The sequence below is a fragment of the Pseudomonas sp. HT11 genome (genome assembly GCF_044875395.1).
In the GTDB taxonomy this organism is placed as follows: Bacteria; Pseudomonadota; Gammaproteobacteria; order Pseudomonadales; family Pseudomonadaceae; genus Aquipseudomonas.
Genome location: NZ_CP173217.1, coordinates 2,974,804 through 3,000,663, shown reverse-complemented (window position 1 = coordinate 3,000,663; position 25,860 = coordinate 2,974,804). Strand labels below are relative to the sequence as shown.

20 protein-coding genes and 1 pseudogene are annotated in these 25,860 nt (G+C 62.0%); 4 read left to right on the top strand and 17 right to left on the bottom strand.

Going from position 1 to position 25,860, the window contains the following annotated elements; genetic code table 11:
- Positions 1-58: 58 nt before the first annotated feature.
- Together ABWL43_RS13790 and ABWL43_RS13785 are read right to left on the bottom strand one after the other, a co-directional pair.
- The gene (locus tag ABWL43_RS13790) at positions 59-1,162 is read right to left on the bottom strand and encodes a P1 family peptidase (protein WP_262206716.1); all 1,104 of its coding nucleotides are present in this window, start codon (positions 1,160-1,162) and stop codon (positions 59-61) included.
- Between the two features lie 30 nt (positions 1,163-1,192).
- A pseudogene (locus ABWL43_RS13785) lies at positions 1,193-1,993 on the bottom strand (APC family permease); the annotation flags it as partial.
- 199 nt (positions 1,994-2,192) lie between these two features.
- On the opposite strand from ABWL43_RS13785, the gene ABWL43_RS13780 reads away from it, so the two are divergent.
- Positions 2,193-2,978, top strand: a complete 786-nt coding sequence (locus ABWL43_RS13780) for a response regulator transcription factor (RefSeq protein WP_404488182.1) — start codon at positions 2,193-2,195, stop codon at positions 2,976-2,978.
- A 334-nt stretch (positions 2,979-3,312) separates the two neighbouring features.
- On the opposite strand, the gene ABWL43_RS13775 is transcribed toward ABWL43_RS13780, so the two are convergent.
- From ABWL43_RS13775 to ABWL43_RS13760, 4 genes are read right to left on the bottom strand one after another with little or no spacing between them, the layout of a single operon-like run.
- Positions 3,313-4,392, bottom strand: a complete 1,080-nt coding sequence (locus tag ABWL43_RS13775; RefSeq protein WP_404488180.1) for a polyamine ABC transporter substrate-binding protein — start codon at positions 4,390-4,392, stop codon at positions 3,313-3,315.
- Between the two features lie 60 nt (positions 4,393-4,452).
- Positions 4,453-4,794 (bottom strand): cupin domain-containing protein, encoded by a 342-nt coding sequence (locus ABWL43_RS13770; protein WP_404488178.1) that lies wholly within the window; start codon positions 4,792-4,794, stop codon positions 4,453-4,455.
- 26 nt (positions 4,795-4,820) lie between these two features.
- Positions 4,821-6,227, bottom strand: a complete 1,407-nt coding sequence (locus ABWL43_RS13765) for an NAD(P)/FAD-dependent oxidoreductase (protein ID WP_404488177.1) — start codon at positions 6,225-6,227, stop codon at positions 4,821-4,823.
- A gap of 49 nt (positions 6,228-6,276) precedes the next feature.
- A complete protein-coding gene (locus ABWL43_RS13760; protein WP_404488175.1) occupies positions 6,277-7,086 on the bottom strand; it encodes a helix-turn-helix domain-containing protein in 810 nt (269 codons plus the stop codon).
- Positions 7,087-7,342: 256 nt separating this feature from the next.
- Here ABWL43_RS13760 and ABWL43_RS13755 point away from each other — a divergent pair, with 256 nt between their 5' ends.
- Positions 7,343-7,615: a DUF1652 domain-containing protein gene (locus ABWL43_RS13755; RefSeq protein ID WP_145160542.1), complete on the top strand. Its 273-nt coding sequence runs from the start codon at positions 7,343-7,345 to the stop codon at positions 7,613-7,615.
- Positions 7,616-7,682: 67 nt separating this feature from the next.
- Here ABWL43_RS13755 and ABWL43_RS13750 read toward each other — a convergent pair whose 3' ends face one another.
- Entirely contained in the window at positions 7,683-10,133 is a 2,451-nt protein-coding gene (locus ABWL43_RS13750; RefSeq protein ID WP_404488172.1) for a UvrD-helicase domain-containing protein, read from the bottom strand.
- Positions 10,134-10,352: 219 nt separating this feature from the next.
- Between ABWL43_RS13750 and ABWL43_RS13745 the strand changes: the two genes are divergently transcribed.
- The gene (locus ABWL43_RS13745; RefSeq protein ID WP_369302226.1) at positions 10,353-11,048 is read left to right on the top strand and encodes a pirin family protein; all 696 of its coding nucleotides are present in this window, start codon (positions 10,353-10,355) and stop codon (positions 11,046-11,048) included.
- A gap of 64 nt (positions 11,049-11,112) precedes the next feature.
- Here ABWL43_RS13745 and pgm read toward each other — a convergent pair whose 3' ends face one another.
- From pgm to ABWL43_RS13725, 4 genes are all read right to left on the bottom strand, one after another.
- Positions 11,113-12,756 (bottom strand): phosphoglucomutase (alpha-D-glucose-1,6-bisphosphate-dependent), encoded by a 1,644-nt coding sequence (gene pgm / locus ABWL43_RS13740; RefSeq protein WP_106578094.1) that lies wholly within the window; start codon positions 12,754-12,756, stop codon positions 11,113-11,115.
- A 105-nt stretch (positions 12,757-12,861) separates the two neighbouring features.
- Entirely contained in the window at positions 12,862-14,268 is a 1,407-nt protein-coding gene (locus ABWL43_RS13735; RefSeq protein ID WP_404488169.1) for a PLP-dependent aminotransferase family protein, read from the bottom strand.
- Positions 14,265-15,698: a hypothetical protein gene (locus tag ABWL43_RS13730; RefSeq protein ID WP_369302228.1), complete on the bottom strand. Its 1,434-nt coding sequence runs from the start codon at positions 15,696-15,698 to the stop codon at positions 14,265-14,267. The genes ABWL43_RS13735 and ABWL43_RS13730 overlap by 4 nt, the downstream gene beginning before the upstream one ends.
- A 723-nt stretch (positions 15,699-16,421) precedes the next feature.
- Positions 16,422-17,444 carry a zinc-dependent alcohol dehydrogenase family protein gene (locus ABWL43_RS13725; RefSeq protein WP_106578091.1) on the bottom strand — a complete coding sequence of 341 codons (1,023 nt, stop codon included), beginning with the start codon at positions 17,442-17,444 and terminating at the stop codon, positions 16,422-16,424.
- A 247-nt stretch (positions 17,445-17,691) separates the two neighbouring features.
- Here ABWL43_RS13725 and ABWL43_RS13720 point away from each other — a divergent pair, with 247 nt between their 5' ends.
- Complete coding sequence (locus tag ABWL43_RS13720) at positions 17,692-18,606, top strand: LysR substrate-binding domain-containing protein (RefSeq protein ID WP_028616088.1); 915 nt, start codon at positions 17,692-17,694, stop codon at positions 18,604-18,606.
- Between the two features lie 18 nt (positions 18,607-18,624).
- On the opposite strand, the gene ABWL43_RS13715 is transcribed toward ABWL43_RS13720, so the two are convergent.
- The 6 genes from ABWL43_RS13715 to ABWL43_RS13690 all read right to left on the bottom strand — a co-directional run bounded on the left by ABWL43_RS13715 (position 18,625) and on the right by ABWL43_RS13690 (position 25,797).
- The gene (locus ABWL43_RS13715) at positions 18,625-20,343 is read right to left on the bottom strand and encodes a hydrogenase maturation protein (protein WP_404488167.1); all 1,719 of its coding nucleotides are present in this window, start codon (positions 20,341-20,343) and stop codon (positions 18,625-18,627) included.
- Between the two features lie 122 nt (positions 20,344-20,465).
- The gene (locus tag ABWL43_RS13710; RefSeq protein WP_404488166.1) at positions 20,466-20,732 is read right to left on the bottom strand and encodes a LysR substrate-binding domain-containing protein; all 267 of its coding nucleotides are present in this window, start codon (positions 20,730-20,732) and stop codon (positions 20,466-20,468) included.
- Positions 20,729-21,955, bottom strand: a complete 1,227-nt coding sequence (locus ABWL43_RS13705; protein ID WP_404488165.1) for a RhtX/FptX family siderophore transporter — start codon at positions 21,953-21,955, stop codon at positions 20,729-20,731. The genes ABWL43_RS13710 and ABWL43_RS13705 overlap by 4 nt, the downstream gene beginning before the upstream one ends.
- A 13-nt stretch (positions 21,956-21,968) precedes the next feature.
- Positions 21,969-23,456 carry a PepSY-associated TM helix domain-containing protein gene (locus tag ABWL43_RS13700; RefSeq protein ID WP_404488164.1) on the bottom strand — a complete coding sequence of 496 codons (1,488 nt, stop codon included), beginning with the start codon at positions 23,454-23,456 and terminating at the stop codon, positions 21,969-21,971.
- On the bottom strand, positions 23,453-23,722 hold the full coding sequence (locus ABWL43_RS13695; RefSeq protein WP_404488163.1) for a hypothetical protein: 270 nt from the start codon (positions 23,720-23,722) through the stop codon (positions 23,453-23,455). The genes ABWL43_RS13700 and ABWL43_RS13695 overlap by 4 nt, the downstream gene beginning before the upstream one ends.
- Positions 23,722-25,797 carry a TonB-dependent siderophore receptor gene (locus tag ABWL43_RS13690; protein ID WP_404488407.1) on the bottom strand — a complete coding sequence of 692 codons (2,076 nt, stop codon included), beginning with the start codon at positions 25,795-25,797 and terminating at the stop codon, positions 23,722-23,724. Before ABWL43_RS13690 ends, ABWL43_RS13695 begins: the two co-directional genes overlap by 1 nt.
- Positions 25,798-25,860: the final 63 nt, after the last annotated feature.

Sequence of the window (25,860 nt, the reverse complement as noted above, 5' to 3'; positions counted from 1 at the left end):
GTGTCATTGGCGACATTAAAGAGCCACTACTTAGATAATTAATTAGAGTTGTCCCCTATTACGGGGACACGCTCCAACCGCACTTGTTTAGTGCGGTCAATAAGGTCTCATCCGCCAGGCCGGGCACCCTGACGCCGTCCTCGGTGGTCATGTCCTCGCCGGCCAGCATGGCGTTGATGATCGCCTCCTCCACCGCCTCCGCCGCTGCGCTGAACAACGGCGAAATATGGTCGTTGTTGAGCATCTGCAAAGCGCTGCTCAGTGGCAGGTTCTTGCGCCCGTAATCGGCCGGTGGCAGCTCGTGGTTGCCGGTGGCGAATGCCAGGAACAGGTCGCCACTGGAATCCTCGGTGCCACCGCCGGTGCGCGCAATACCAATCGAGGCGCGTTGCGCCAGGCGCTGGCATTGGTGCGGCAGCAAGGGCGCGTCGGTGGCGATGATCACCACAATCGAGCCCATGCCCGGCGTGCCACGCGCGGCAAACGGCGAAGCAATGCCCATCAAGTGGCGGCCCACCGGGTAACCGTCGACCCGCAGTTCCTGACGCTTGCCGTGGTTGGCCTGCACCAGCACGCCGACGGTCCAGCCGCCCTCCTCAGCCGGCAAGCGCCGTGACGCGGTGCCGATGCCGCCCTTGAACTCATGGCAGATCATCCCGGTGCCGCCGCCCACTGCGCCTTCCTGCACCGCGCCGCCTTGGGCGCTATCCAGCGCCTCGCGCACATGCTCGGGCTTGACGTGCTGGCCCCAGATGTCATTGAGCAGCCCGTCGTAGGTTTCCATCACCACCGGCATGCACCAATACACCGCCGGGTCCGCCAGGCGCTCACGCTCCAGGGCGATCAAGGTGTCACGCACCACGCCGATGCTGTGAGTGTTGGTGATGGCCACGGGCGTGGTCAGCAATCCCGCTTCGCTGATCCATTCAAGGCCGGTGGCATCGCCATTGCCGTTGAGTACGTGATACCCGGCGAAGCACGGCTGGTGCCGCGCCTCGCCTTCGCGCGGCTGGATCACGGTGACACCGGTACGCACTTGTTTGCCGTCGATACACGCCTTGAGCGTACTGTGGCCGACCCGAACGCCCGGCACATCGGTGATGGCATTCAATTCGCCGGGCATGCCCAGCCCCAACGTAATGCCCAATTGACGTGCACGCATACCCACTCCTTACAATTTTTGATACGCCGGACTCAACCGGCCACTGATGCAATAAAAAATGACCGACAGCGCGAGCAAGCCGATGATGATCACCACCACCAGCCCCAGTGACCACAGCACCGCCTTGTGCACGCCTTTGCCGCCACACTTCATGTCTTCAGCCAACAACACGGCGGGGCCGTAACCGTTGTACGAAAACAAGCCGATACCGACCGCGCCGATCACCAAGCCCCACGGCGCCAGGTGCAGCGCGCCGTTTTCGACGATTTGCGGCTGGAACAACACGCTGGCCGGCTGCACCGGGTTGCCGAAGCCGATGCACACAATCACCAGCAACGCGGCGATTTCCAGCAGCAGGCAGGTGCCGGTGATCCAGGCGTTGAGCTTGATATTGAGGATGCCCAGCGCGTAGCTGCACACCACGATGACCAGGGCGACGGTTTGCGAATCGAACTGCGTGCCCAGGGCATTGTTCAGGTAGGTCGCCGCGCCAGTGGCCAACACCGGTGGGATAAACAGCAGCATCACCAGCACGGTCAGGAAGGTCGCGTAGCCGGCCATGCCGCCAAACACCCGCTTGGCGTAGACGTATTCGCCACCGGCACTGTTGTGCGCGCGGCCCAGCTCCGCGTAGCAGAAGGCGAACATCAAGGCGAGCAAGCCGGCCATCACAAACGCCAGGAACACACCACTGCCCGCTTGCTGGATGGCAAACGGGGCAATCACAAACACGGAACTGGCCGGCGTCACCGCAGAAACGGTGATGGCGACCACATCGAACACGCTCAGCGTGGGTTTGAGCACGCCGTCTGGCGCGGGGGAAGCACTCATATCGTTATCCTCTGTCGTTGTTTTTGATGTGAGGCAGAAACGAAAGGTCTGGCGTTTGCGGGATATGTTTCCCACTGGATGGTCGAGAAAGTAAACGCTGCGTGTAGGCAGGCCAATTCCCCTATTGGCGTACTCCCCTTGACGGTACGCGCTAAAAGCCGAACCCTTGGCCGATATTTTGAGGGTGGGAGCCTGTGAGATGAGCCTGTTCAGAGAGGTCGGCATGCACGCAGGCCTGGGCCGCACCGTCGCGCATATCGGCACCGAGCGGTTCTGGAAGCAGCTGGTGCTGTTGCTGCACCAATGCCTGCCGTTCGATAACGCGCTGGCGATTTTCTATCCTGCCGACGGCCCGCCCCAGGCCCTGGAAGAATACGACGCCCAGCCCAGCAGTAAACCGGCGTCGATGCTGGTGTACCTCAATGGCCTGTACTTGCTCGACCCGTTTTACCAGGCCTGCCGCGAGGGTTATGCCAGTGGTGTGTATCGTCTGGAGGAAGTCGCGCCGGATCATTTCCGCCAGAGTGAATACTTCCTCAACTACTTCCACGACAACGTGCTCGAGGACGAGGTGCAGTTCATCCTGCAAATGCCGGGTACGGGGACCTTGTCGTTATCGCTGGGCATGCAGCGGCGGTTCAGCGTTGAGGAAACCGGGTTGATGACGATGCTGGCAGCCTGGGTGTTGCCGTTGATGCACCAGCATTGGCAGCAAAGTACCCAACGCGCGCCGGCGATGGACAGCCAGATCCGGGATGCGCTGAGCCATTTCGGCAGTGGTGTGCTCTCGGAGCGGGAGCTGGAAGTGGCGCGCCTGGTGCTGCGCGGGTTCTCGTCCAAGGCCATGGCCGAACGCCTGAAGATCTCGCCGGACACCGTGAAGGTGCACCGGCGACACCTGTACGCGAAGCTGGATATCTCGTCACAGCCGGAGCTGTTTTCGCTGTTTATCCAGTCGCTGGGGCACGATTTGGAACACCCCTGACTGCATGCGCGGTTGTGATGAGCCGGGTTGTTGTGGCTGGCAGGGTTACTGTGGTGAGCGGGGTTACTGTGGTGGGCAGGCTTGTTGTGGCGAGCGGGCTTGCTGTGGCGAGCGGGCTTGCTGTGGCGAGCGGGCTTGCCCCGCGTTGGGGCGCGAAGCGGCCCCAGTTGGAATGAATGCAGGGTATCAGGCAGTCCTCAGCGGCAGGTTTTGGGGCCGCTTCGCAGCCCAACGCGGGGCAAGCCCGCTCGCCACAGTAAGCCCGCTCGCCACAACGGGACCGCTCGACAGGGAGCCCGCTTCTCACAACAACCCCTCGCCACAGCAGCTAAGCCTATCGCCCGGTACGAATGGTGTTCCACACCCGCGTACGAACCCGGTCGATGTTCAGCGGCATGGCTTCGAGTGCAAACAGCTTGCCCATCATTTCCGGGCTCGGGTACACCTTGGTGTCGGCTTTGATTGCCGGGTCCACCAGGCTGTCGGCGGCGGCGTTGCCGTTGGCGTAGTGCACGTAGTTGGTGATGCTGGCCATCACTTCCGGGCGCAGCAGGTAGTTCATGAACGCATAGCCGGCCTTTTCGTCAGGCGCGTCGGCCGGCATGGCGACCATGTCGAACCAGATGGCGGCGCCTTCCTTGGGAATGTTGTAGCCGATGTTCACGCCGTTCTTGGCTTCCTTGGCACGGCTTTCGGCCTGCAGGATGTCGCCGGAGAAGCCGACGGCCACGCAGATGTCGCCATTGGCCAGGTCAGCGGTGTACTTCGATGAGTGGAAATACGCCACGTACGGCCGCACTTTCATCAGCAGGTCTTCAGCTTTCTTGTAGTCCTCGGGCTTTTTGCTGTGGTGTGGCAGGCCCAGGTAGTTAAGCGCCGCCGGCAGCAGTTCCGGGCCGTTGTCGAGGATCGCCACGCCGCATTTTTGCAGCTTGGCCATATTCTCCGGCTTGAAGATCAGGTCCCAGGAATCCACCGGGGCGTTGTCGCCCAGCACGGCCTTGACCTTGTCGATGTTGTAGCCGATGCCCGTGCTGCCCCACAGGTACGGGAAGCCGTGCTGGTTGCCCGGATCGTTGTTTTCCAGGGCCTTGAGCAGCACCGGGTTGAGGTTTTTCCAGTTCGGCAACTGGCTCTTGTCGAGCTTTTTGAGGGCGCCGCCCTGGATTTGCCGGGCCATGAAGTGGTTGGACGGAAACACCACGTCATACCCGGATTTGCCGGTCATCAACTTGCCGTCGAGAGTTTCGTTGCTGTCGTACACGTCGTAAGTGAAACCGAAGCCGGTTTCTTGCTGGAAGTGCTTGGTGGTGTCCGGCGCGATGTAGTCCGACCAGTTGTAGATCTTCACCGTCTCGGCGGCCTGGCTGATAGTGGCCACCAACATCAAGGGCAACAGGGCAATGGCTTTCATGGTTCGATTTCCTGGCGGTTTTAGGGCTGTTTTTATGGCAGGCGATCAAGGATCAAAGCGTTACAGAATCAATACATAGGTCTTGCGCACGGTTTCCTGGATATCCCAGACTCCGGTGCTGTTGGCCGGCAACATCAGTGCATCACCGGCTTGTATGTGGACGACTTCACCGTTATCGGGCGTGAAGGTGCAGCGGCCCTGGATAAAGTGGCAAAACTCCTGGGATTTGATCTGCCGACGCCAGCGCCCTGGCGTGCACGCCCAGATGCCGGTTTCGACGCCGTCGTTGCGCTCCACACTTAAGGTCGAGGCCACGGCGACGGGCTCGCCCAAGGGCACGGCCACCGGTGACGAGTCCGGCAAGTGGGCATTCAGCGTGTCTTTGAAGTGAGTGATGCTCATGGGTTTTCCCGTGTGAGTGAAACGTCTTAGTGCATGAAGCCTTCCATGAACCCGGCCACGCCGGTCGCCAACTTGCGGCGCCAAGGCGCGGTATTGGGGTTGGCCAATACCTGGTCTTCATGGACGAAACTGCGAATGATCGCGTTGTAGCCCAGCCAGCGGCACGGCTCGGGCTCCCAGGCCTTGAGCGCGTCCAGGCCACGTTCGCGAATCACCCAGGGCTGGGTGGTCAGCGGCGTATCGAGGCCCAGGATCAAGTCAGCCAGGGTGCGGCCACCCAGGTTGCTGGCGCCTACGCCCTCCCCGCCGTAACCACCGGACAGCGCGATGCCGGTCTTGTGGTCACACAGCATGTGCGGTCGGAAGTTACGTGACATGCCGAGGTTGCCGCCCCACGAGTGGGTAATCCGAACCTTCTTCAGCTGTGGGAAAAGTTCGCCAAACAGGTAGCGACGCAGTTCTACTTCGCTGTCGGTCAGGTCGAAGTTGTGGCGCAATTTACCGGCGAACTGATAGCCGCCCCGCGCGCCGAACACCAAGCGGTTGTCGGCCGAACGCTGGCCGTAAGTGACCTGGCGGCTGCTTTCGCCGAATGCCTGGCCGTGGCTCAAGCCGATTTCATCCCAGGTGCTGGCGGGCAGCGGCTCGGTGGCGACAATCAGGCTCTGTACCGGCAACTGATAGCGACCCAGCGGCGGCAGCGTGGTGGCATAGCCCTCCACCGCCGGCACCACCCAAGCGGCCCGCACTCCCGCCTTGGCGGTGCGCAGGCTGCCGGACTGCCAATGGGTGACCGGGCTGTTTTCGTAGAGGGTGACGCCCATGCTCTCCACGACGCGCGCCAGGCCACGCACCAGTTTGGCCGGGTTGATCGTCGCCACATGCGGCGCGTAGATGCCGCCATAGGGTTTGGCGATACGGATCTGTTCGGCCAGCTGTTGCGGGCTCAGCCAGCGGTAATCGTCTGCTGTCAGGCCTTGGGCGTAGAGTTTTTCGAGGTAGCGGCGCAGGCTGCCTTCCTGCTCGGGGTAGCGCGCGGCGCAGTACAGCGCGCCGCCCTTGCGGTAGTCGCAGTCGATGCCCTCACGGGCCAGCACCCGTGCCACTTCATCGGGGATGCCCTGCAGCAGGTCAAAGGAGGCGCGGCGTTGTTGCGGGTCAAGCCCGGCGAGCAGGCGATCTTCGCCGAGCAAATTGCCCATCAGCCAGCCGCCGTTGCGGCCAGAGGCGCCAAAACCTGCGGTTTGGGCTTCAATAATTGCAATTTTTAGCTCGGGTGCCTGGCGTTTCAGGTAATAGGCCGTCCACAGGCCTGTGTAGCCGGCACCGATGATGGCCACGTTGACGTCCAGGTCATGCTCCAAGGCCGGCCGCGCCCGCAGCGGGTCGTCCAGCTGGTCCATCCATAAACTGATATTGCGCCATGCCGGCATGCCAAGCTCCCCTACCTCGTTTCGATAGGCTGGATCCTAGAGCGCGGTGTTACGGGCTGTCTTGCGCGCGTGCACGCAGAGAAATTTGTTTGACGTAGGCCTTGGGCGACTGGCCGGTGTGCTGGCGAAAGGCACTGTAGAACGCCGACAGTGAATTGAAACCGGCGGCGAACGCCAGGTCATCGACTTTTATCGGCGGTACGGCGTTATCCAGCGCGGCCAGCAAGTGTTGAAGCCGGGCCTGGTTGACGTAGCGGTAGAAGCTCTGCCCCAGCACCTGATTCAACAGGTAGGAAATCTGATTGCGACTGTAGCCGCATTCCTTGGCAACCCGTTGCAGGTCCAGTTCCGGATCCAGATAGGGCTGCTTGAGTTCGAAATAGTGTTGCAGGTCATTGGCCATGTGCCCCAATTGCTGGGGCGACAAACCCAGGCGGCTGACCGTGGGGCGCATGGCCCGGGTTGGCAGTTCGTGCACCAGTGACGCGTATTCGTTGACCCGCCAGATCAGCCCGTCACGCACAGTGATGGCCTCGCTGGTGCGAAACGACACCAGGCCCTGGCCCCCCCGCAAGGTGATGCGGTACTGGATGAACGCGGTGTCGCCGTCGGCACGAATGCGGTCGGTGTGCTCAATGGCTTCATCGGCGCCACGCGGCATGCTGGCTTGCAGGTAGTCACGCAGTTCGGCGTAGCCGATGACGCGGTTCTGGAAGAAGTCGTGGTACTGGATGTCCGGATGGTAATAGGACATCACGCCATCCAGATCGCGATGGCGCCAGCACAGGTGGTGACGCAGCACCAGATCGCCCGTGGCTTGGGTGTGTTGGCAATCATCGTCCGGAGCGGTCTGCGGCATGGGCGGCTCTGTTGCGGGTAAACCCTGGAGAGTGCCGAATTTCAGGGCAGCCTTCAATGGTCAATTGGCGCTTCTGAATAATGGCCTTTTGCCTAGTTTGTAGTAGGAGATGACCCACATCAAGGTATTGAAAAAGAACTGCCCAACGGGCCTAAAAAAGTCACCTTGCGCTTGCGAACGGGTGCTATTTTGAACTTCTTCGATGCCCTGACCAGTGACGGTCATGGCCCCTGCCGCGAGCTAAAGGAAGCGCTCAATGAAGAAGGTGGGCAACATGAATAAAGTGACATTTCCCAACGCTTGCCAGCTGATGCGCTGGCATTTTCATCCGATGGGGTTTGAGGGCAGCATGGACGCCCCCGGCAGCATGGTCGCCCGCCTGTTTGATCGCAGCAGCGGCGAAACGTTGATCGCGATTGCCGGCATTCCCTGTGCCACCGTGATGAATGCCGCCGATGTAGAGCGCATCATCGAAGCCGTCGAAGCTGAGCTGGAGTGTTTTGTGCCGCCGCTGTCCTTGCGGGCCTGACCTCAGGTTATCAGGCGACGTATAGCTCATGTGGGAACGGCTGGCGCCTTCCCACATCACGTTGCACTCACTGGCCACGGTGATCGTCAAAAAACGCTTTCTTGCCATCTACCCGTTCCGAAGCCCTGGGCACATTCACGCCCTGGCCCTCCGGTTTTTCCACGTACCAATAGCAATGGCTTACCGCTCGGGTGATACCGACATAGGCCAGGCGCAGCACTTCGTCTTTTTGGGCAGCGTCATACGGCTCGCTGTCACCGTCCTTGCCCAGGCCAGCCATGCGGTAGACCTGATTCTTGTAGGGCGAGCTGGTCACATGCTGACAATCACCCAGCAGAAATACCGCATCGGCCTGTAGCCCTTTGGCGCTGTGATAAGTCAGCTGTCTCAGCCTGCGGTCCGGTAACGGCAAGCTAGAATCAGCATTAACTACGGACTTAATATGTTCCTGAATCAATAACTTATCGCTACTTTTTCGATAAAGCATTAACACCGATTCGCCTCTTTGGTAGTGCGTCAGCAACTGGCGAGCCAACGCAGCGTCGTCGCGCTCAAGCACCGTCACGGGTACCAACGCCTTGGGCTCGCCACTGGCCTTGGCTTTTTTGCCGGGGATTGCCGGGGCGGCGCGCACAATATGCTCGGCGGCGTCGATGATGTGCTGGTGGCTGCGGTAGTTCTCACTCAGCATCACGCGGGTGGTGCTCGGCGACGGGAATTCGGTGTTGAACGCCATGAAGTATTGGGGCGAACTGCCGCGCCAGCCATAAATCGACTGCCAGTCATCGCCCACACACAGCAAGGATGAACGCTGTGCGCCGCGGCCCACGTGCATCGCCGGGCCGCGAGCGCGGATCTCCCGCAGGCTGGCGCGAATCCACGACACGATCTGCGGTGACACGTCCTGAAACTCGTCGATCATCAAGTGCGACATCGGCCGTAGCAACGGATCGCTGAGCAGCTTGAGATTTTCCGGGGTATTTTCGCCGAACAGTGAAAACATCCGGTTGTAGGTCATGATCGGCGGCGATTGATCGAGCAGGTGATCTTCCAGGGCTTTCCAGAAGATGCTCAGGGCTTCAAAAAACAACCGGTCGGGATCGTCCTTGGCAAAGCTCATCTGGCCCACGGCAGTCGGCACGTCCAGGCCGAGGTTCTCAATGAACCCGGCAGCCATCACAAAGCTGTCCAGCAGTGGCGCCGAGGCGAGTTCGCCTTTGACCTTGTAATCGAAGCCCGGCCCTGCAGTAGCATCGCCGGCCAAACTGCTTAATAGCCGCTTTGAAGATTCGTAACTATCTAGCCAAATCATAGGCTTACGACAGAAAGCTTGAAACAGAGTGCGCTTTACTGCCCACTCGGCGCGCACCGAAAGCTTCGAATTCGGCCGACTGATCTGAGCGTTTTCGCGTGAATCGAAGCCCAGCATCACCCAGGCGTCCAGCTGCGGAATATAGCCATGACAATGAAACTGCGCGCCATTGATCTCAAAGGTCTGACGGCTCGGCTCAATGCCCTTGATCGGCCAGGCGCCCGCACGAAACCACAGGTCTTCGATGACATCGCAAAGTTCTTCATCACGCTTGGCGGCCAACTCGGTCACGGCGATACGCTTTTGCACATCCGGATGGTCGCGCTCCAGTTCTTTGAGCTGCAGGCCATGACGGGCCAAGGGTGCAATCAGCTCACGGAAACGCTCGTGCCGGCCGTGCAGCCGGTGGTAGCAGGCATTCATCTGGTGGCGTTGGGCATCGCCGATGCGCAGGTCGAATGGGTTGCTGTCCGCGTCCTCGACACCACTGCTGAGGTTCTCGAACGCCTGCAGCCGTTCAAAGCCAGGCAAGCTGCGTACCATCGGCAGGATGCGTGAGTGGAAGGTACGCACCACGGCCTGGGCTTCTTTACTGCCAAGGGGTTGGCCCCACAGGCTGAGAATTTCCATGAGCTTGTTGATGAAGTCCTTGCGCGACTCGCGGGTAAACGTCACCACGGTCATCGAGCTCAGTTCAAAGCCCAGATAATGGGTGAGCAACAGGATCCGCAGCACCAGGGAGGTGGACTTACCAGCACCGGCACCGGCGATCACCGACGTCGAAGGCGTGTCGCTGAAGATCATTTTCCATTGCGCGCTGCTCGGCTGTGCATGGGCCGGCAGTAAACGCGCCACATCCGCCTTCATGCGCCTCTTCACGTCGGCGCTGAGCGGCAGCCGCCAGTCGTCGAACAGGCTGTCATCCACACCTGGCGCCTTGTGCTCATCGGGACGGAAGTCACGGATCAGCAATACCTGACGGCCCTCTTCTATTCCGTCAGCCTTGCCTTCGCGATAGCCATATTCCACACCGGCTTCGTGCCCGCTGCGAAACCCGTCAGCCTGGCCGTGCAGCCAGGAAAACCGATGCTGCGCACGTAAACGCGTCAGGCCGTGGCCAAACAAGCGGGCGGCCAGCCGTTTCAGCAGCGGCATTTCTGCCAGAGGTCGAAGCTCAGGGGGCAAATCAGGCGTTTGTTGCGGCACGCGGACTCCAGCGATGAGGTTGGTTTTGGCGAAGGCGCCATGGTCGCCGGAATCGGCGCTCAGTTCCAGCCAATTGCTTTGACGTCATGCAGTTAGGCGATGAAGTGAAAGTTGAAACGCCTGTAACCAATCGAATAATTGGATGAGAATACGGCAATTTTTACGCTTTTTATCGATCATGCACTGGCGGATCATGGCCTCCATCATCAGGAGACCCTCATGCTCGAACTTCGACCTTTCAACACGCTGGGCGGCGCCCATCATGGCTGGCTTGACGCCCATCACCATTTTTCATTCGCCCAATACCACGACCCCAAGCGCATGCACTGGGGCAACCTGCGGGTATGGAACGACGACATTATCGCGCCGGGCACGGGTTTCCCGCAGCACCCGCACCGCGACATGGAAATCATCACCTACGTGCGCGAAGGCGCCATCAGCCATGCCGACAACCTGGGCAACAAGGGCCGTACCGAGGCCGGCGATGTGCAGGTGATGAGTGCCGGCACCGGGATCGCCCACAGCGAATACAACCTGGAGGCCACGCCGACCAAGATTTTCCAGATCTGGATTATTCCAAACGAGGCCGGCTTGCCGCCTTCGTGGGGCGCCAAGCCCTTTCCTCAAGGGGATCGCGAGGGCTTTGTGACCCTGGCCAGCGGCAAGGCCGGTGACAGCGAAAGCCTGCGCATCCGCGCTGATGCACGCCTGGTGGCGGCCAACCTGAAAGCGGGCGAAAGTGCGGAGTATCGGCTGGACAGCGGGCGCCGCGCGTACCTGGTGCCGGCGACGGGCGTGATTGAAGTCAATGGCTTGCGTGCGCAAGCTCGAGACGGCGTGGCGGTTGAGGATGAGCAACTGTTGCGGGTGACGGCGATTGAGGACAGCGAGATCGTGCTGGTCGATCTGGCTTGAAGTGACGTTCGTTAACCTGAAGATGTGGGAGGGAACAACCCCTCCCACATCGGGTATGGCGTGATTACTGGCTGATTGCGCCGTCGACCAGCACCTGCGCTTCTTCCACCAGTTGCTTGAGGTGATCCTCGCCCACAAAGCTCTCGGCGTAGATCTTGTAGATGTCCTCGGTGCCCGATGGGCGCGCGGCAAACCAGCCGTTTTCGGTCATCACCTTCAAACCGCCAATCGCCTGGTTGTTGCCCGGCGCATGGCTGAGGATCTGTTGGATGCTTTCCCCGGCCAATTGCGTGGACGTGACCTGTTCCGGCGACAGCTTGCCCAGCAAGGCTTTCTGCGCCGGGGTGGCCTTGGCGTCGACGCGGATCGCGAAAGGCTCGCCCAGTGCGTCGGTCAGGCCACGGTAGATCTGGCTTGGGTCCTGGCCTTTGCGCGAGGTCATTTCCGCCGCCAGCAGGGCCGGAATCAAGCCATCCTTGTCGGTACTCCACACCGTGCCGTCCTTGCGCAGGAACGAGGCACCGGCGCTCTCTTCGCCGCCGAAACCCAGGGAGCCTTCAAACAGGCCATCGGCAAACCATTTGAAGCCAACGGGCACTTCGTACAGACGACGGCCAATACGCGCGGCCACGCGGTCGATCAAGCCACTGCTGACCACGGTCTTGCCCACGGCGGCATCGGCGCGCCAGTCCGGGCGGTTCTGGAACAGGTAATCGATAGAGACGGCCAGATAATTGTTCGGCGCCAGCAGGCCGCCGGACGGCGTGACGATGCCGTGGCGATCGTGGTCCGGGTCGCAGGCGAAGGCCACGTCGAACCGCTCCTTGAGGCCGATCAAGCCTTGCATCGCATAGCTGGAGGACGGGTCCATACGGATCTGGCCGTCCCAGTCGACGCTCATGAAACGGAAGGTGGAATCGACTTCAGTGTTCACCACGTCCAGGTTCAAGCGGTAGTGCTCGGCAATCGCCGACCAGTAGCGCACCCCTGCGCCGCCCAGCGGATCGACGCCCAGGCGCAAATCGGCGCTGCGGATGGCGTCCATGTCGATCACGTTGACCAGGTCGGCCACGTAGCTGTTGAGGTAATCGTGGCGGTGCGTGGTATCGGCCTTGAGCGCCTGGGCGTGGGTGATGCGCTTGACCCCGGCGAGTTTGTTGGCCAGCAGTTCGTTGGCCTTGGCTTCGATCCACTTGGTGACGTGAGTATCGGCTGGGCCGCCATTGGGCGGGTTGTACTTGTAGCCGCCGCTTTGCGGCGGGTTGTGCGACGGCGTGATCACGATGCCGTCGGCCAGGCCCGTGGTGCGGCCGCGGTTGTAGCAGATGATGGCGTGGGAAATTGCCGGGGTCGGCGTGTATTCATCGCCCTCGGCCAGCATCACGTGCACGCCATTGGCCGCCAGGACTTCCAGCGCACTGGCACCGGCCGGTGTCGACAGCGCATGAGTATCCAGGCCGACGAACAAAGGACCATTGATACCTTGGGCTTCGCGATACAGGCAGATGGCCTGGCTGATGGCGAGCACGTGCCACTCGTTGAAGCTCAGCTCAAACGAGCTGCCGCGGTGGCCGGAGGTGCCAAAAGCCACGCGCTGGGTGGAGATCGCTGCATCAGGCTGGCCTGTGTAGTAGGCCGTGACCAGTCGCGGGATATCCACCAGCAACTGAGCTGGCGCCGGCTTGCCCGCAAAAGGACTGATAGTCATGCATGAACCTCGAAAAGAAGGATTTGGAAAAAACGACAGTTTACTGAGAGTTGGACTACTACGCGACGGTATCGATCCTACAAAACTCAGAGAAATTTCACGCATCTAGCCTGTTTGTGCCTGCCGCAGGGCATCAGCCAGTGCCGCCAGCGCAACTTCCAGGTTGGGCTGCCCATGAAAGGTATGGCTCAAACGCATGTGCTGATGGTGCAGGCCGCCGACACTGAACAACTCGCCGGGCGCCACCACCACCTGCCGGGCCAGCAAATACTGGAACACCTGGCGCATATCCACTGCCTGGGTCGAACCCAACCAGAAGGTCGCGCCGCCGGCGGGCATCCGATAAGTCACTTGATCGCCCAAATGCTGCTCGAGCAGCTGGCTCATTGCCCCGGCTTGCTCGCGCAGCAACTGCCGCAGGGTGCGCAGGTGCTGATCAATCTGCCCGCTCTGATACAGGCGGGCAATCGCGCGTTGGCGAATTGACGACAACCGGAACGAGCGCAGCAGAAACTGGCGCTGCAATTGGCTGCTCATGTGCCGGGACAGCACGTAGCCGTAAGGCGCTTCTGGGCCGAGAATTTTCTCGAAGGCGGAAAACACCATCAGCCGCTCCGGGTTCACCAGATCGCGCAAGGCCGTGTGGGGTGGTTTGAAACTCAATTCCCCGCACGTATCGTTCTCCAACAGCCAGCACCCATGCTGGTCGAGCAATTGCGCCACCTTGAGGCGATCGCGCAGGGCCATCGCCACGCCGGAAGGCTGGCTGACCGTCGATGACAGCAGCACCAGGCTCACGCGCTCGTCGCGCAGCAGGCCTTCAAGCGACACCAGGTCGAGGCTACCGTCGTGCGCCCAGGGCAATTCGAGCAGGCGGATGCCGGCATCCTGCAGCAGGCGCAGGATCAGCCAGTCGCAGGGCGACTCGATAATCACCGTAGAACCGGGCAGGCCAAGCACCTCGATGAGGATATCAAGCACCCCGCGCAGGTCGGCACCGATATACACGTCGTCGGCGTGCCAGCAGCGCGTCGGCGACGACGTGTAACGCGCCGCCAGCGCCGCGCGCAGCTCCCATACCCCACATGGCTGTGACCAGGGCTGCAAGTGGTGCGGGTACTGGCGCACCAGCTCCCGCTCCAGGCGCAACAGCGTGCTGTCCAGCGACGCCAACAAGGCAGGCTCATCGCCACTGAGCACGACCATGCCCGGGCGTCGCGCGGCCACGTAGAGGCGCTCGAGCAAATCCCCGCTTGGCCACGTCGAGGCACTGCCGGCAAGCGGCCAGGCGTAATAGCCTGACTTGGCCACTGAGTACACCCTTCCCTCTTTCTCCAGCAGCGAGTAAGCGTACTGGATGGTGGAGATGGACACGTTCAGGCGTTGGGATAACTGGCGTAGAGACGGCAGCTTCACCCGGCTATCGCTGCTGACCTCGTCAATCAGGTTGATCATGTAGCGATACACCGCCTGATAGGCGAAATCCGCCTGCCGCACGCCACGCAGGGTCATCGCCCGGACAGCTGCAAGGCCATGTCGGCAGTGGGCGTCGACCGTTCCTGACGACAACCGCGAGCGGTACTGCCAGGGCCGCCCGGCATTGGCCGCTTGCGGTACAGATGCTGGAGCAACGGCAGCGGCAGCCCGCTGGCGTCGGTTACCCATTGCTGCAACATCTCGGCAGCGGGCTTGCCCTGCAGCACTTTGTGCAGTTCCGGCAGCGCCACCAGCATGCCCGAGTGGCACTGGCGCAAATAACCTTCCAGCCGCTCACCGTGGTGGATAAAGGGCGAAAACAGCAGACAGATCAACTGGCCCTCATCCAGGCCAAAAAACCGCTGGGCGTGCTGGGCCGACACGGCGCGTCCTTCGCGGCTGACCGTTTGGGTGATCAATGCCTCGCACACCTGCCGACGACGCAGGTAATTCGCTGCCTGCAGCATGAACCCTTCGACGCCCGCTTCGTAATCCAGCGCCCTCAGGCTCTCGGCCTGCAGGCCGCGCAGGTGCGCCATCAACATTGGGTTGGCAAAGGTCGGATGACTCAGATGAAAGCCCAATGGGTCCGGGTTATAGGCCATGAACTCGGTGAGCAACGGCGCGCAACCGCGGTCAATGCCATCCAGCAGGTCGGCGATACCGATGTACGCGAGGTGGCGGTGGCCACCCGGGCTGGTGTCGCTCTTCGCCACATAGTGCTCACCGTACAAGTCGCGATAAATGTCGTCACTCCACTGATCCATGCGCGCGAACAGCCCATTGAGCGTCGCGGGCCTGCCCGCAGGAACCTGAACGCCCGCGGCCTGGGCGGTCTTTTTCAGCCAGGCGAGCAACTGGCCCTGCTTGCGCGCGCAATCGCCGCTGACCAATGCATGCACGCCACCGTCCCAGGCGGTGACGCGCTGGTAGAAGTCGCCCAGGGCCAGATAGGTCTCGTTGCACAGTGTTGCGCGAACGTCACCGGAGGACAGATGCCCCATCATCAGCATGTTGCGCTGGCTGACCTCGCGCCCAGTAGCGGAGGCCGGGCGCTGGTGGTTGAAAGGCAGCACCTGGTGGTTTTCCACCATCAACAGTTCAACCCGTGGGTCGTCGTGAAAAAACAACTGGCTGTAGCCGCGGTGAAGCGTGTCGAGCGTGCCTTGGGTCATGCCGCTGTGACGCAAGGTGGCCACCCGCAGCTGGAACGTCCTGGGGGCGCGGCCGGCAATGCTCAATTGCGCGGCACGCAAAAGCGCCAGGGTGTAGCTGCTCACTTCACCGCCGCCATGGGCCACCAGCACCTTGTAATCGCCCACCTGCTCCATACCGCCAGCGGCAACGACAATCCGCTGTATCAACAATTGAAGTGCAGTGCGTTCTGCACGATTGAAGTGCCCGATGAGCCGTTGCAGTACTTGCTGGTAAACATAATTCATAGCTTGTTCGTGAATAGCGCTCATAGCTCTACTACCTGAGTTGAAATATCAGTTTCAAGCAACTACCGAGACGCACTGCCCGGTCTATTGCATCTGTAAGAAGGGGTGCCCGCGCTACCGTGTTCGCGATAAATAAACACTAGCACTCTGCAATTAACCGACATGGAATATGCACCGGCGCACCGTTGGAGCATCCATTGCGCCAACAGGCCGTGCGTGAGGCGTCCAGGCCGTCAATGCGGCAATCCTAGGAATGCTCCGACGGCCCCCTACACTCATTTATCCTTGAACTAGAAGATGAATCTGACACATAAAAATCTTCTAACTTTGACCTCCGCTGGTTTATCGATTGAGGTTCGCCTGGAAAGTACCCGCATCCTCGGGTCCAGGCAGTTGCTGCATTATCGTGGGTAGTTGCAGGCACTGCCTGCTGGGGTATCAGAGTATCAATCATTACTCAGTCCTTGAGTTGAACGTGAAGACTCAATTATCAGGACTGGAATAATGATTAACAGATACAGAAGCCGGTCGAAAACCAGTTCAGATAATTATCCGTTGCCGCGTAAATAGCGTGCACACAAAGACGCCGCGCTGAAAATCAGGGCGGCGGCAGGGGCAAAGGTATCGTTTACAGGACCGACAGACGCTCGCGCGTTTCATCCAACGCGCGGGTTAAGCCCTGCTAAATGGCGCATTTGTCTCATGCGCCCAGGGCTCGGATGACTCATTTGCGAATATTCCTACACCTCAAACAGCTTCAACCTGCAACGCAACGCGTTCGCGACACGGGCATTCGTCCATATAGCGGTGCGCTTCCACGAACTGATTGAATGGAAACACCGTCGTTTTCAACGGCACCAGTACGCGGTCGGCCGTCAGTTGGTTGATATCACGCAGCGCACGCTGCAAGGCCACCTGGTCCTGAATGATGCCCAGCTCCGGCTTGCCGGTGAAGTTGCCGATGCAATGCACAAAGAACTGAATGTTCTTCTGAAACGCTGCGCACGCCGGAAACGGTGTCTGGTTGCCGCCTTGCAGGCCATACAGCACCAGGCTGCCACGCGGTGCCAGCACGTCACCGAGCAACGACATCTGCGGGCCGCCCAAGCCATCGAACACCACGTCAACGCCGCGGTTGTCGGTGAACTTGTTGACCTGCATGAGCAAGTCCTGTTCTTCGGTGACAATCACCTTTTCTGCCCCGAGGGACAGCAGGTACTCACGCTCCGCGCTGTCTTTGGTCGCGGCAATCACCCGCACACCCAGGGCTTTGCCCAGTTGTACGAACGAGGGGCCGGCGCAGTGGCTGGCGTCGGTCACCAGTGCAAACTGGCCGGGCTTGACCCGCGCCAGGTCTACATAGGCAAAATAGGCAATCAGCAGCGGCGTGTAGTGCACGCTGGCTTCAATCGGGCTCAACACGTCCGGATAACGGGTCAAGGCCGAACGGGGCAGGACGATCTGTTCGCCATACACCGGGTAATCATTGGGGCTCTCGGCCGGAAAACTGGCCACTTTATCGCCCACCGCCAAGTCATCCACGCCGTCGCCGAGGGCTACAACCACCCCGGCCATCTCGTGGCCAAGGCCGGACGGCAGACGTGCATGGGAAGACGCCAGGTTCTGGCGCCACAAAATGTCATACCAGCTGATGCCAATCGCGTCGACACGCACCTGCACTTCGCCCGGTGCGGGCAGCGCGGCTACATGCTCTTCGCACTTGAGCACCTCGGCCGGACCAAACTTGTGAAAACGGATCGTGCGGGACATCGCAAACCTCGTCAAAGTAACCTCTAATGCCATGAACTCTATCTGGGCTTTCCAGGTAAGACCACCGGTCGCCGTTAATAGTCGACATGCCTGCCATTGATTCCGCAACTGAGGAATGGACCCCAGATCTTGTAGGAAAACTCAATTAGCCGGTGCAGAGTACCAGCCTTTCCCCGTAAGATTCATGCCGGTCATTGTTTACATGTGGCCGCTCTCGTCAAGCTCGCTGACTCTTCCAGGACACAAGATGAACCGTAACGACCTGCGTCGTGTCGACCTTAACCTCTTGATCGTATTCGAAACCTTGATGCATGAGCGCAGTGTGACCCGTGCCGCCGAGAAGTTGTTCCTTGGCCAGCCGGCCATCAGTGCGGCGTTGTCGCGCCTGCGTGGACTGTTCGATGACCCGCTGTTTGTGCGCACCGGGCGCAGCATGGAGCCGTCCGCCCGCGCTGTAGAGATTTTCGCCCTGCTCTCCCCGGCCCTGGACTCGATTTCCACCGCCGTGAGCCGCGCCGCCGAGTTCGACCCGGCCACCAGCACGGCCGTGTTCCGCATCGGTTTGTCGGACGATGTCGAATTCGCCCTGCTCCCCCAGTTGCTCAAACGCCTGCGCGCCGAGGCGCCGGGCATCGTGCTGGTGGTGCGCCGGGTCAATTACATCCTGATGCCGGGTCTGCTGGCCTCCGGCGAAATTTCCATCGGCGTAAGCTACACCGCCGACCTGCCGGCCAATGCCAAGCGCAAGGTCCTGCGCCGCAGCCTGCCGAAACTGCTGCGCGCCGACAGCGTGCCCGGCTCGCTGAGCCTGGATGACTTTTGCGCCCGCCCCCACGCCCTGGTGTCATTCGCCGGCGACCTGAGCGGGTTTATTGATGAAGAGCTGGAAAAACTCGACCGCAAACGCCACGTGGTCCTAGCCGTGCCGCAGTTCAACGGCCTGGGCACATTGCTGGCCGGCACCGATATCCTGGCCACCGTGCCGGACTACGCCGCCGAGGCACTGACCTCAGCGGGCGGTTTGCGCGCAGAAGACCCGCCGTTGCCCGTACGCTCGTTCGAATTGCACATGGCCTGGCGTGGCTCGCAGGACAACGATCCGGGAGAGCGCTGGTTGCGCTCGCGGATTCAGATGTTTTTTGGCGATCCCGACAGCCTCTGATCGCCGTCTGCAACCCCCTCAACCAACCAACGCCACCTTGCGCGCCACTGCCCATGGCGCTATCAGGCGTTGCGGGGTCTGGCAGGTCTTGCGTTTGAACACGAAGTTGCGGCACTTCTCGGCGAACTGCTGGCGGTTGTGCACCATATCTTTCTGCATCTGTGCCAGTTCGTGTTCGCGACAGTGTTCCACCTGATCCAGGTCCATCGTTGCCTTGCGTGCGCGCGCCAGCACATAGTGCTCATCGTCGAGCGCGCGGGTGGCCTGTTGCATGAGCCATAGGCCAAATGCCTGTGGGCACCGTGGGCCAATGGCCTGAACCATGCCGTAGTGCCGGGCCTGGTCGGCACTGATCGGCAGGCATTCTTGCGTGAGCCGCTGCGCCACTTCGCTGCCGACGGCACGTGGCAGGCTGTAGGTCCAGTACTCGGAGCCATACAAACCCATGGTTTTGTAATGTGGGTTGAGGACCACGCCCTCACGGGCGAAAACGATGTCGGCCGCCAGCGCCAGCATCACGCCACCGGCTCCGGCACTGCCGGTCAGGCCGCTGACCACCAGCTGCCGGGCCGTGAGCAGCTCCTTGCAAACATCGTCGATGGCCTGGATGTTGGCCCAGGCTTGCAGCCCAGGCACCGTGGCGGCCTGAATCACATTGAGGTGCACGCCGTTGGAAAAGCTGCCACGCCCGCCCTTGATCAACAGCACCTGGGTGTCTCGCGCCTTGGCCCAACGCAGTGCAGCCACCAGACGCTGGCATTGCTCGGTGCTCATGGCGCCGTTGTAGAACTCAAACGTCAGTTCGCCGACAGGCCCTGACTCTCGGTAGCGAATCGGTTGATAGGCCTGTTCATTCCACGTTTGGCTGGCGAGGGTGCTGTCCAGCACGGGAATGCCTGCGAGTTTTTCGGCCAGCACGTGACGGGCTGGCAACTTGAAGGTTTCCTCACCGGGCTGGGCTTTGCGTTTGAGCGAGCCGATCCACAGGCTGTGATCGCCGGCCGCCACCAGCACCGCGTCATCCTGTACTGCCAGAATGTCGCCCGGCGTGCCGTGGCGTGAGTCCAGGTGCGCGTCGTACACGTAATACTGCCCGCCCCTGATGCTTGCCAACACACCGGGCTGGCCATCGGCGGCGTCGATGTTGCGTTTGATGAAGCGTGCGCAATCGAACCAACTGAAGCTGCGGTCAGCCTGGGTCATGTTGGGCCGCAATCGCCCGATGACGTTGGGCTGCGTGTAATCAAGCGGTGCCGGGACGAAGCCCCGGGCGAATTTTGCCACCACGTCGCGGATGCAATCGATGGCTGCGTCACTCACCAGCCCGTTGTACAGCTCGGATTTGCGCACGTCGGCCGGCATGTCGAATTCACGCGTCGACCAGATCGGCCCTGCGTCCATTTCCTCCACCGCCTGCAGGGCGGTCACGCCCCAGCGGCTGACCTGCCGGGTGATGGCCCAGTCCAGCGCACTGGCGCCGCGGTCGCCGACGATCCCCGGATGGATGATCACGACCGGGCGTTCCGGGTTGCTCCATAGCTGCTGTGGCACACGGTCCTTCAGAAACGGGCAGATCACCACATCGGCGCCTGACGCCTCAACCTGCTCGCACACCGTGGCGGCATCGGTGAACAGCACCACGCTGGGCGCGTGACCCGCCTGACGCAAGTCCAGCCAGGCGCGTTGGGTCAAACCGTTGAACGCCGACGATAACAACAGGATCTTCAATGACCGCATAGCTGACTCTTCCTTGAGGATACGCGACCCGAGGCACTCAATTGAGCCCTCCCTGGCCTTTGATGGAAGCATAAGGTTAGAGGCGCTGCCAGGCAGGTCACCTGATCAGGATCAATCTTGTGTCAGCCAATCGCGCATTCGTGGCCATCCGCAAAGCCATAGGCAATGCACTGGTGCTGCTCCAGGTCGCGGTCGGACAACGGCGTGCCATGGCGAGCCAGGTACGCCGGCGATGCACAAAACACGTGCCACTCACGCGTCAGCAGCCGATGCTCCACCGTGTGCGGCCAGGCGTGGCCGTCACCAATGCGCAGGGCAATGTCCACGCCCTCCTTGAACGGGTCGAGATGGCCGTCAGAGGAGAAAAGACGCTCAACCTGGCGCCTCAACCTGCAACGCTCTCCCGCCTGCCCTGGCGCGACAGGTTCAACGCCACCAGCAGCGCCAGCACGGCCATGACCATTCCCGCAAGAAACCCGCCGCTATACCCCGCCTGCGCGGTCAAGCCAACCAGCAAGGTCGAGGACAGCATCTCGCCCAAATCCCGCGTGCTTTGCACGGCCGTCATGTCTGTCCCCGCCTGATCGCTTTGGGCGGCGAAGGCCATGGAGGCGGTCATGATCACCACCGAGGTCGCACCGGTGGCAAACGAGCCCAGGCCTACCGCCAGCCAGATCAGCCCGGTTTGCGTGGCGAGCATGCCGGTGGCTTGCAACAGCCAGGTCAACGCAGCCACACCGGCCATGCCAACCGCCAGCATGAACGTCGGCCACAGCCCAAGCACACGGATCAGCCAGGCGCCGCCGCCACAGCCGAGGACGACGGTGACCATGCCGCCGCTCATGCCCAGTTGGCCGATGGCCTGCAACGACCAGCCGGCGTCATTCAAGAACAGTTTGGACAAGCCGAAACCGGACACCGAAGTCATCGCTGACAACAGCGCCAGCAGCACCAACGCCAGCGCCTTTGGCCGCTTGATAAACCGCCACAGCGAAGCACGCGCCACGTCCGGTTGTGTGTCTTTGGCGGGGGCCACGTGCAGCCAGCCGACGCACACCAGGCTCAGTAACGGCACCAGTGCCAGCAGGCTGAACGCCGTGGTTTGCCCCAAAGCCCCGCTGAGCAACAAGGTGCCGGCGCCGCCAACGAAAAAGCCGACCATGGTGCCGCCGACTTGAATGGCGTTGATCCGCGCCAGCATGTTGTCGGTGAAGTACTCGGCGGCCATGCCGTCGGTGGCGATGTCCTGCGTGGCGCTGGCCAGCGAGGCGACAATCAACAGGCCCACGGCCACGCCTGCGGTGGCCACGCTCAGGCCGATGCTCGCCAGGGTGACGATGCACAGCAAGACCAGCACCTGCATCGGTATGATCCAGCTGCGCCGCCGTCCCAGTCGCGGGCTCCAGTGGTTATCCACCTGGGGCGCCCAGATGAATTTGATCACCCACGGCAAGCCCACCAACGGCAGGAAGGCCAGCGCATGGAGTGCAGCGCCGTCATGGCGCAGCAGGGTCGGCAAGGCGTCCATCGCAATGCCGAAGCAAATGCCCTGAGACAGGTACAGCAGTGCGAAGGTCAGCACCATGCGCCAGTGTTTCAACAGTTCCAGCATCACAACTCTCCCATCAGGCAACGTTGGCGGCGGCAGCCCGTGCCGCACGCGTAAAAGAAATCAGCCGGCGCAATGCCCACAAGGCACTCGCACCGCACAGCAACAACACCAGGTCGATGGGCCACAGCGGCAGACCGCCCTGCCTCACACTCCCCACCATGTGCACCCCGCCCGCAGCGACAAAGGCCAGGCCCGCCACCGCCAACAAAAAGTGCAGCGGTTGACGGCGCGGCGGCATCACGCACGCCAGCAACAGGCTGGCGAGCCAACTGCCCCAGAACCACCCCGCCAGCGCGCCGCTGCCCAGCGCCCCCGCGCACAGCAACACAGCGGTAGCCGTCAGCAACCCGCCGCCACCGCCGACCACCAGGCGCAACAGCACCTGCCAACCGGCGCCCGCCTTGAGGCGCTTGCGTTCCAGCCACAGGTACAAGCCGCTGAGCACCAGCACCGCCGCCGCCAACGCCATGGCGAAATGCACGGCACGCAGCAGCGGCCCGCCATAGGGCACCCAGCGGTAATCGGCGAAGTGCAGCGGCTGCACCGCGATGAACGCCTGCAGCCACAGGCCGCGCCCACTGGCACTGCGGGTGCCCACAGCCACGCCGTCAGCGCCTGCGTAGGCATGGCGTTCAAACACCGCGGTGCTGGGCAACCCTTGCTGGATGCCGCTGACTTCAACCCAGGCACCCGGTTCGCCCCAGCGGTGCAAGGCGAGGTTTTGCGCCAGGAACCCGGGGTGGGCAGCGGCGTCCTCGCGTAACAGCTGATCGAGGTCGACCCGCGCCGCACTTGCCTGCGCGCTGACCTGCGGCGGCGCGCCCAACAAGTGCATGAAGGCCTGCTGCGGCGCGCCTGGAAACGCCTGCCCGGCCAGGCCCAGCGTGCCGAGCGCGCCAAGGCCCGACAGCGCGCCGGTCACGCCGAACAGCAGCAACCACGGCCCGCACCACCGCCCGATCAGGCTGTGCAGGTCATGGGCAAACACCCGCGCGCCACGGTCCCGGCGCAGGCGTTTAAGGTCTTGCAGACGCCCGCTGTGCAAGGCGCTGCCGGCCCAGATCATCAGTAGCAACACCACGCCCAGCAGGCTGATCAGCACCCGTCCCGGGAAGCCGATGAACAGGCTTTTGTGCAGATTGAACAGGATGTCGGCCGCATCGCCCGACGCGACCGCACGGCCGCTGGCCGGGTCCAGCGCGACGCTGCAGTCGCCGGGCGAAGCGCACAGCTCGACCACCGAGTGGTGGCTGTCGGGCAAACGAATGCGCAATTCGTCCAGCGCCAGGCCCTTTTCACGCGCGACCTCCAGCCATTGCTCCACCGCCATCGCCGGCTTATGGCTCAGTGCTGAAGGCCCGCGAAACCAGGCGCGCAAGTCTTCATGGGCCATGCTCCACGCGCCGGTCAGCAGGATGCCAAACAGCACCACGCCAAACACCGCGCCCATCCCGGCATGTACGCGCTGCACCAGCGCCCTCGGGGCTCCCATCAGTTTCATGACCAGGTTCCATCCCATAGCAGCCAGGGCGTAAACAGCAGCAGCCAGGCGCTGGAGCGATACACCACACGCGGCCGATCCGGCGCCAGCAGCGACCACAGCAGCACCGTCACCAGAAAGCCCAGCCCCAGGAACACCCCGGCACACAGCCGTTCCAGGCCGTCGCCCCACGGATAATGCCGCGCCAGCAGCACCGCCAGTTGCAGGCTGCTGAGCACACTGCCGGCCAACGCCAGGCCGATGCGCAACGGCCAGGCGCCGAGCATCAGAACGTACCTCGTAAGGTCATGTTGAGGCTGCGCGGTTCGCCGTAGCGGTTGTTCCAATTGACGTTGGACAGGCTCTGGTAGTACTTGCGATCGGCCAGGTTGTTGCCGTTCACCGCGGCCGTCCAATGCTCGTCGATGCGATAAGCGACGCGCGCGTTGAGCAAGGCATAGCCGCCCTGCTCCAGGGTCACTGCGCCGGATTGCGTGGCGTAATCACTTTGCGCCTGCACCCCGGCGCCGACGCTCCAGCGATGTTCTTGCCATGGCAGTTGGTATTCGGTCCAGACCCGCGCCATGTGGCGCGGGGTGAATTCGGCGTAGCGTTCGCCCGAGGCATTGCTGGTGTCCTTGAGGTATTCGGTGGTGGTGTAGGTGTAGCCAGCGGAGACGTTCCACTCAGGCGTGATGTAGCCGGTGCTTTCCAGCTCGAAGCCCTGGCTGCGCACTTTGCCGCCGCTGATGTAATAGGTGTTCGGCCCGGCGCCGGGGTGTTCGGGATCGACCTGCGGGTTGTTTTCAAGATCGATGCGGAACACCGCCAATGACACATTCAAGCGGCCATCGGCCAACTCGCCCTTGACGCCGGTTTCGTAGGTCTTGCCCTCGACCGGCTTGAGCAGATCGCCGCTCCAGGTTTGCCCGGTTTGCGGCTGGTAGACCTCGGCGTAGCTGGCGTACCACGACCAGTTCTGCGCAAAGTCCCAGATCAGGCCGCCATACGGGGTGATTTCCCGACCGGGCTTGAAGTGGCTGGTCGGCGCGTCCTGGTCCCACCAATTGGCACGGCCACCGATCACCAGCGTCAACGGGTCGAGCAGTTTGTAGCGGGTCAGCGCGTAAACGCCTTTGGAGGTGGTGGTGGTCGAGCCCGGCGAGGTGTAGGCGCTGATCCCGGGTTTGGGCACGCTGCTCGGGTCCCAGCGATAGACATTCACCGGCACATTCAACGGCGTGGTGAACTGAGCGCTGTGCTGTTCGGTTTCGCCCTGGCTGTAATTGCTGCCCAGCAGCAATTCATGGCTGCGGCCGAACAACGCGTAAGGCCCATCGACCGACGCATCCACGCTCTTCTGAGTGCTGTTGAAGGTATACGCCGCGCCCATCAAGTGCCCGCCATCGCCGGTGAGCGGATCGATGGCGCCGTACGCTCCGGCGTAACGCAGGCTGGAGTCAGCGTCCTGGTATTCGGCGGCGACTTTGGCTTTCCAGTCGTGATCAAGTTGCTGCTCAAGGGCGCCGAACACCCGGCGCGTGGTCCACTTGAAGCGGTCCCAGTCCACGTCCAGGTAGGTGGAACGCGGCAGGTGCAGGCTGGAACCGTCCTTGGCCATCGGCACGCCGGCCATATTGGTCACCTGGTCGATGGTCTGATACTGCGCGCCCAGGGTCAGCAGCGTGTCGGGGCTCAGGTCGAACTCGGTGACACCGTAAAGCAACTGCGTGTCTTGTTTGCCGACGTCGTAGAAGTAGTCGCGGTCTTCATAAGCGGCCACCACTCGGCCACGCACGTTGCCCGATTGCGTCAACGGCCCGCCCACATCAACTTCGCCGCGGTAGCGGTCCCAACTGCCAGCGCTGAGGGTGGTGCTGGCGGTGAATTGCTTTTGCGGGCGTTTGCGCACCAGGTTGACCGTGGCCGCCGGGTTGCCGCTGCCGTGGAGCAGACCGTTGGCGCCGCGCAGGATTTCGACGCGCTCGTACACCGCCATGTCCTGGGGCGAACCGGCGGTTTCACCGAGCATCGCCGGCACACCGTCCAGCTCGAACGCGTTGATCTTGAAGCCGCGCACGTAATAGGCAGTCGTCAGCAGCTGGAAGGGTTGCACTGTCACACCGGTGGCTTGCTGCATCACTTCGTCGAGGCTGAACAGGTTCTGCTGCTCGATGCGCTCGTGGTCGATCACGCTCACCGACTGCGGGGTTTCCCGCAGCGTGAGTGGCAGCTTGCCCAGGGTGGTCACGCCCGGCGGGGTCACATCGCCGGAGGTGTCGTCGCCGGCAATCTCGATACTGTCCAACTGCACGGCGGCACGCGCCGGCGCCAGCGGGCTCAGGCCCAGTACCAGCGCGATCCCCACGTGTGCCCCGTTACGCTTGAAGCCCCGCCCAACCTTTGTTGCTCCCCGGTGTGACAT

Bases quoted from the DNA above. Each gene is read 5' to 3' on its own strand.
- ABWL43_RS13770 (WP_404488178.1), bottom strand. From the start codon at position 4,794: ATGAGCATCACTCACTTCAAAGACACGCTGAATGCCCACTTGCCGGAC.
- ABWL43_RS13700 (WP_404488164.1), bottom strand. From the start codon at position 23,456: ATGAAACTGATGGGAGCCCCGAGGGCGCTGGTGCAGCGCGTACATGCC.
- ABWL43_RS13695 (WP_404488163.1), bottom strand. From the start codon at position 23,722: ATGCTCGGCGCCTGGCCGTTGCGCATCGGCCTGGCGTTGGCCGGCAGT.
- pgm (WP_106578094.1), bottom strand. From the start codon at position 12,756: ATGACTATCAGTCCTTTTGCGGGCAAGCCGGCGCCAGCTCAGTTGCTG.
- ABWL43_RS13760 (WP_404488175.1), bottom strand. From the start codon at position 7,086: ATGCCGCAGACCGCTCCGGACGATGATTGCCAACACACCCAAGCCACG.
- ABWL43_RS13765 (WP_404488177.1), bottom strand. From the start codon at position 6,227: ATGCCGGCATGGCGCAATATCAGTTTATGGATGGACCAGCTGGACGAC.
- ABWL43_RS13720 (WP_028616088.1), top strand. From the start codon at position 17,692: ATGAACCGTAACGACCTGCGTCGTGTCGACCTTAACCTCTTGATCGTA.
- ABWL43_RS13735 (WP_404488169.1), bottom strand. From the start codon at position 14,268: ATGACCCTGCGTGGCGTGCGGCAGGCGGATTTCGCCTATCAGGCGGTG.
- ABWL43_RS13780 (WP_404488182.1), top strand. From the start codon at position 2,193: ATGAGCCTGTTCAGAGAGGTCGGCATGCACGCAGGCCTGGGCCGCACC.
- ABWL43_RS13715 (WP_404488167.1), bottom strand. From the start codon at position 20,343: ATGCGGTCATTGAAGATCCTGTTGTTATCGTCGGCGTTCAACGGTTTG.
- ABWL43_RS13725 (WP_106578091.1), bottom strand. From the start codon at position 17,444: ATGTCCCGCACGATCCGTTTTCACAAGTTTGGTCCGGCCGAGGTGCTC.
- ABWL43_RS13775 (WP_404488180.1), bottom strand. From the start codon at position 4,392: ATGAAAGCCATTGCCCTGTTGCCCTTGATGTTGGTGGCCACTATCAGC.
- ABWL43_RS13755 (WP_145160542.1), top strand. From the start codon at position 7,343: ATGAAGAAGGTGGGCAACATGAATAAAGTGACATTTCCCAACGCTTGC.
- ABWL43_RS13790 (WP_262206716.1), bottom strand. From the start codon at position 1,162: ATGCGTGCACGTCAATTGGGCATTACGTTGGGGCTGGGCATGCCCGGC.
- ABWL43_RS13745 (WP_369302226.1), top strand. From the start codon at position 10,353: ATGCTCGAACTTCGACCTTTCAACACGCTGGGCGGCGCCCATCATGGC.
- ABWL43_RS13705 (WP_404488165.1), bottom strand. From the start codon at position 21,955: ATGCTGGAACTGTTGAAACACTGGCGCATGGTGCTGACCTTCGCACTG.
- ABWL43_RS13730 (WP_369302228.1), bottom strand. From the start codon at position 15,698: ATGAGCGCTATTCACGAACAAGCTATGAATTATGTTTACCAGCAAGTA.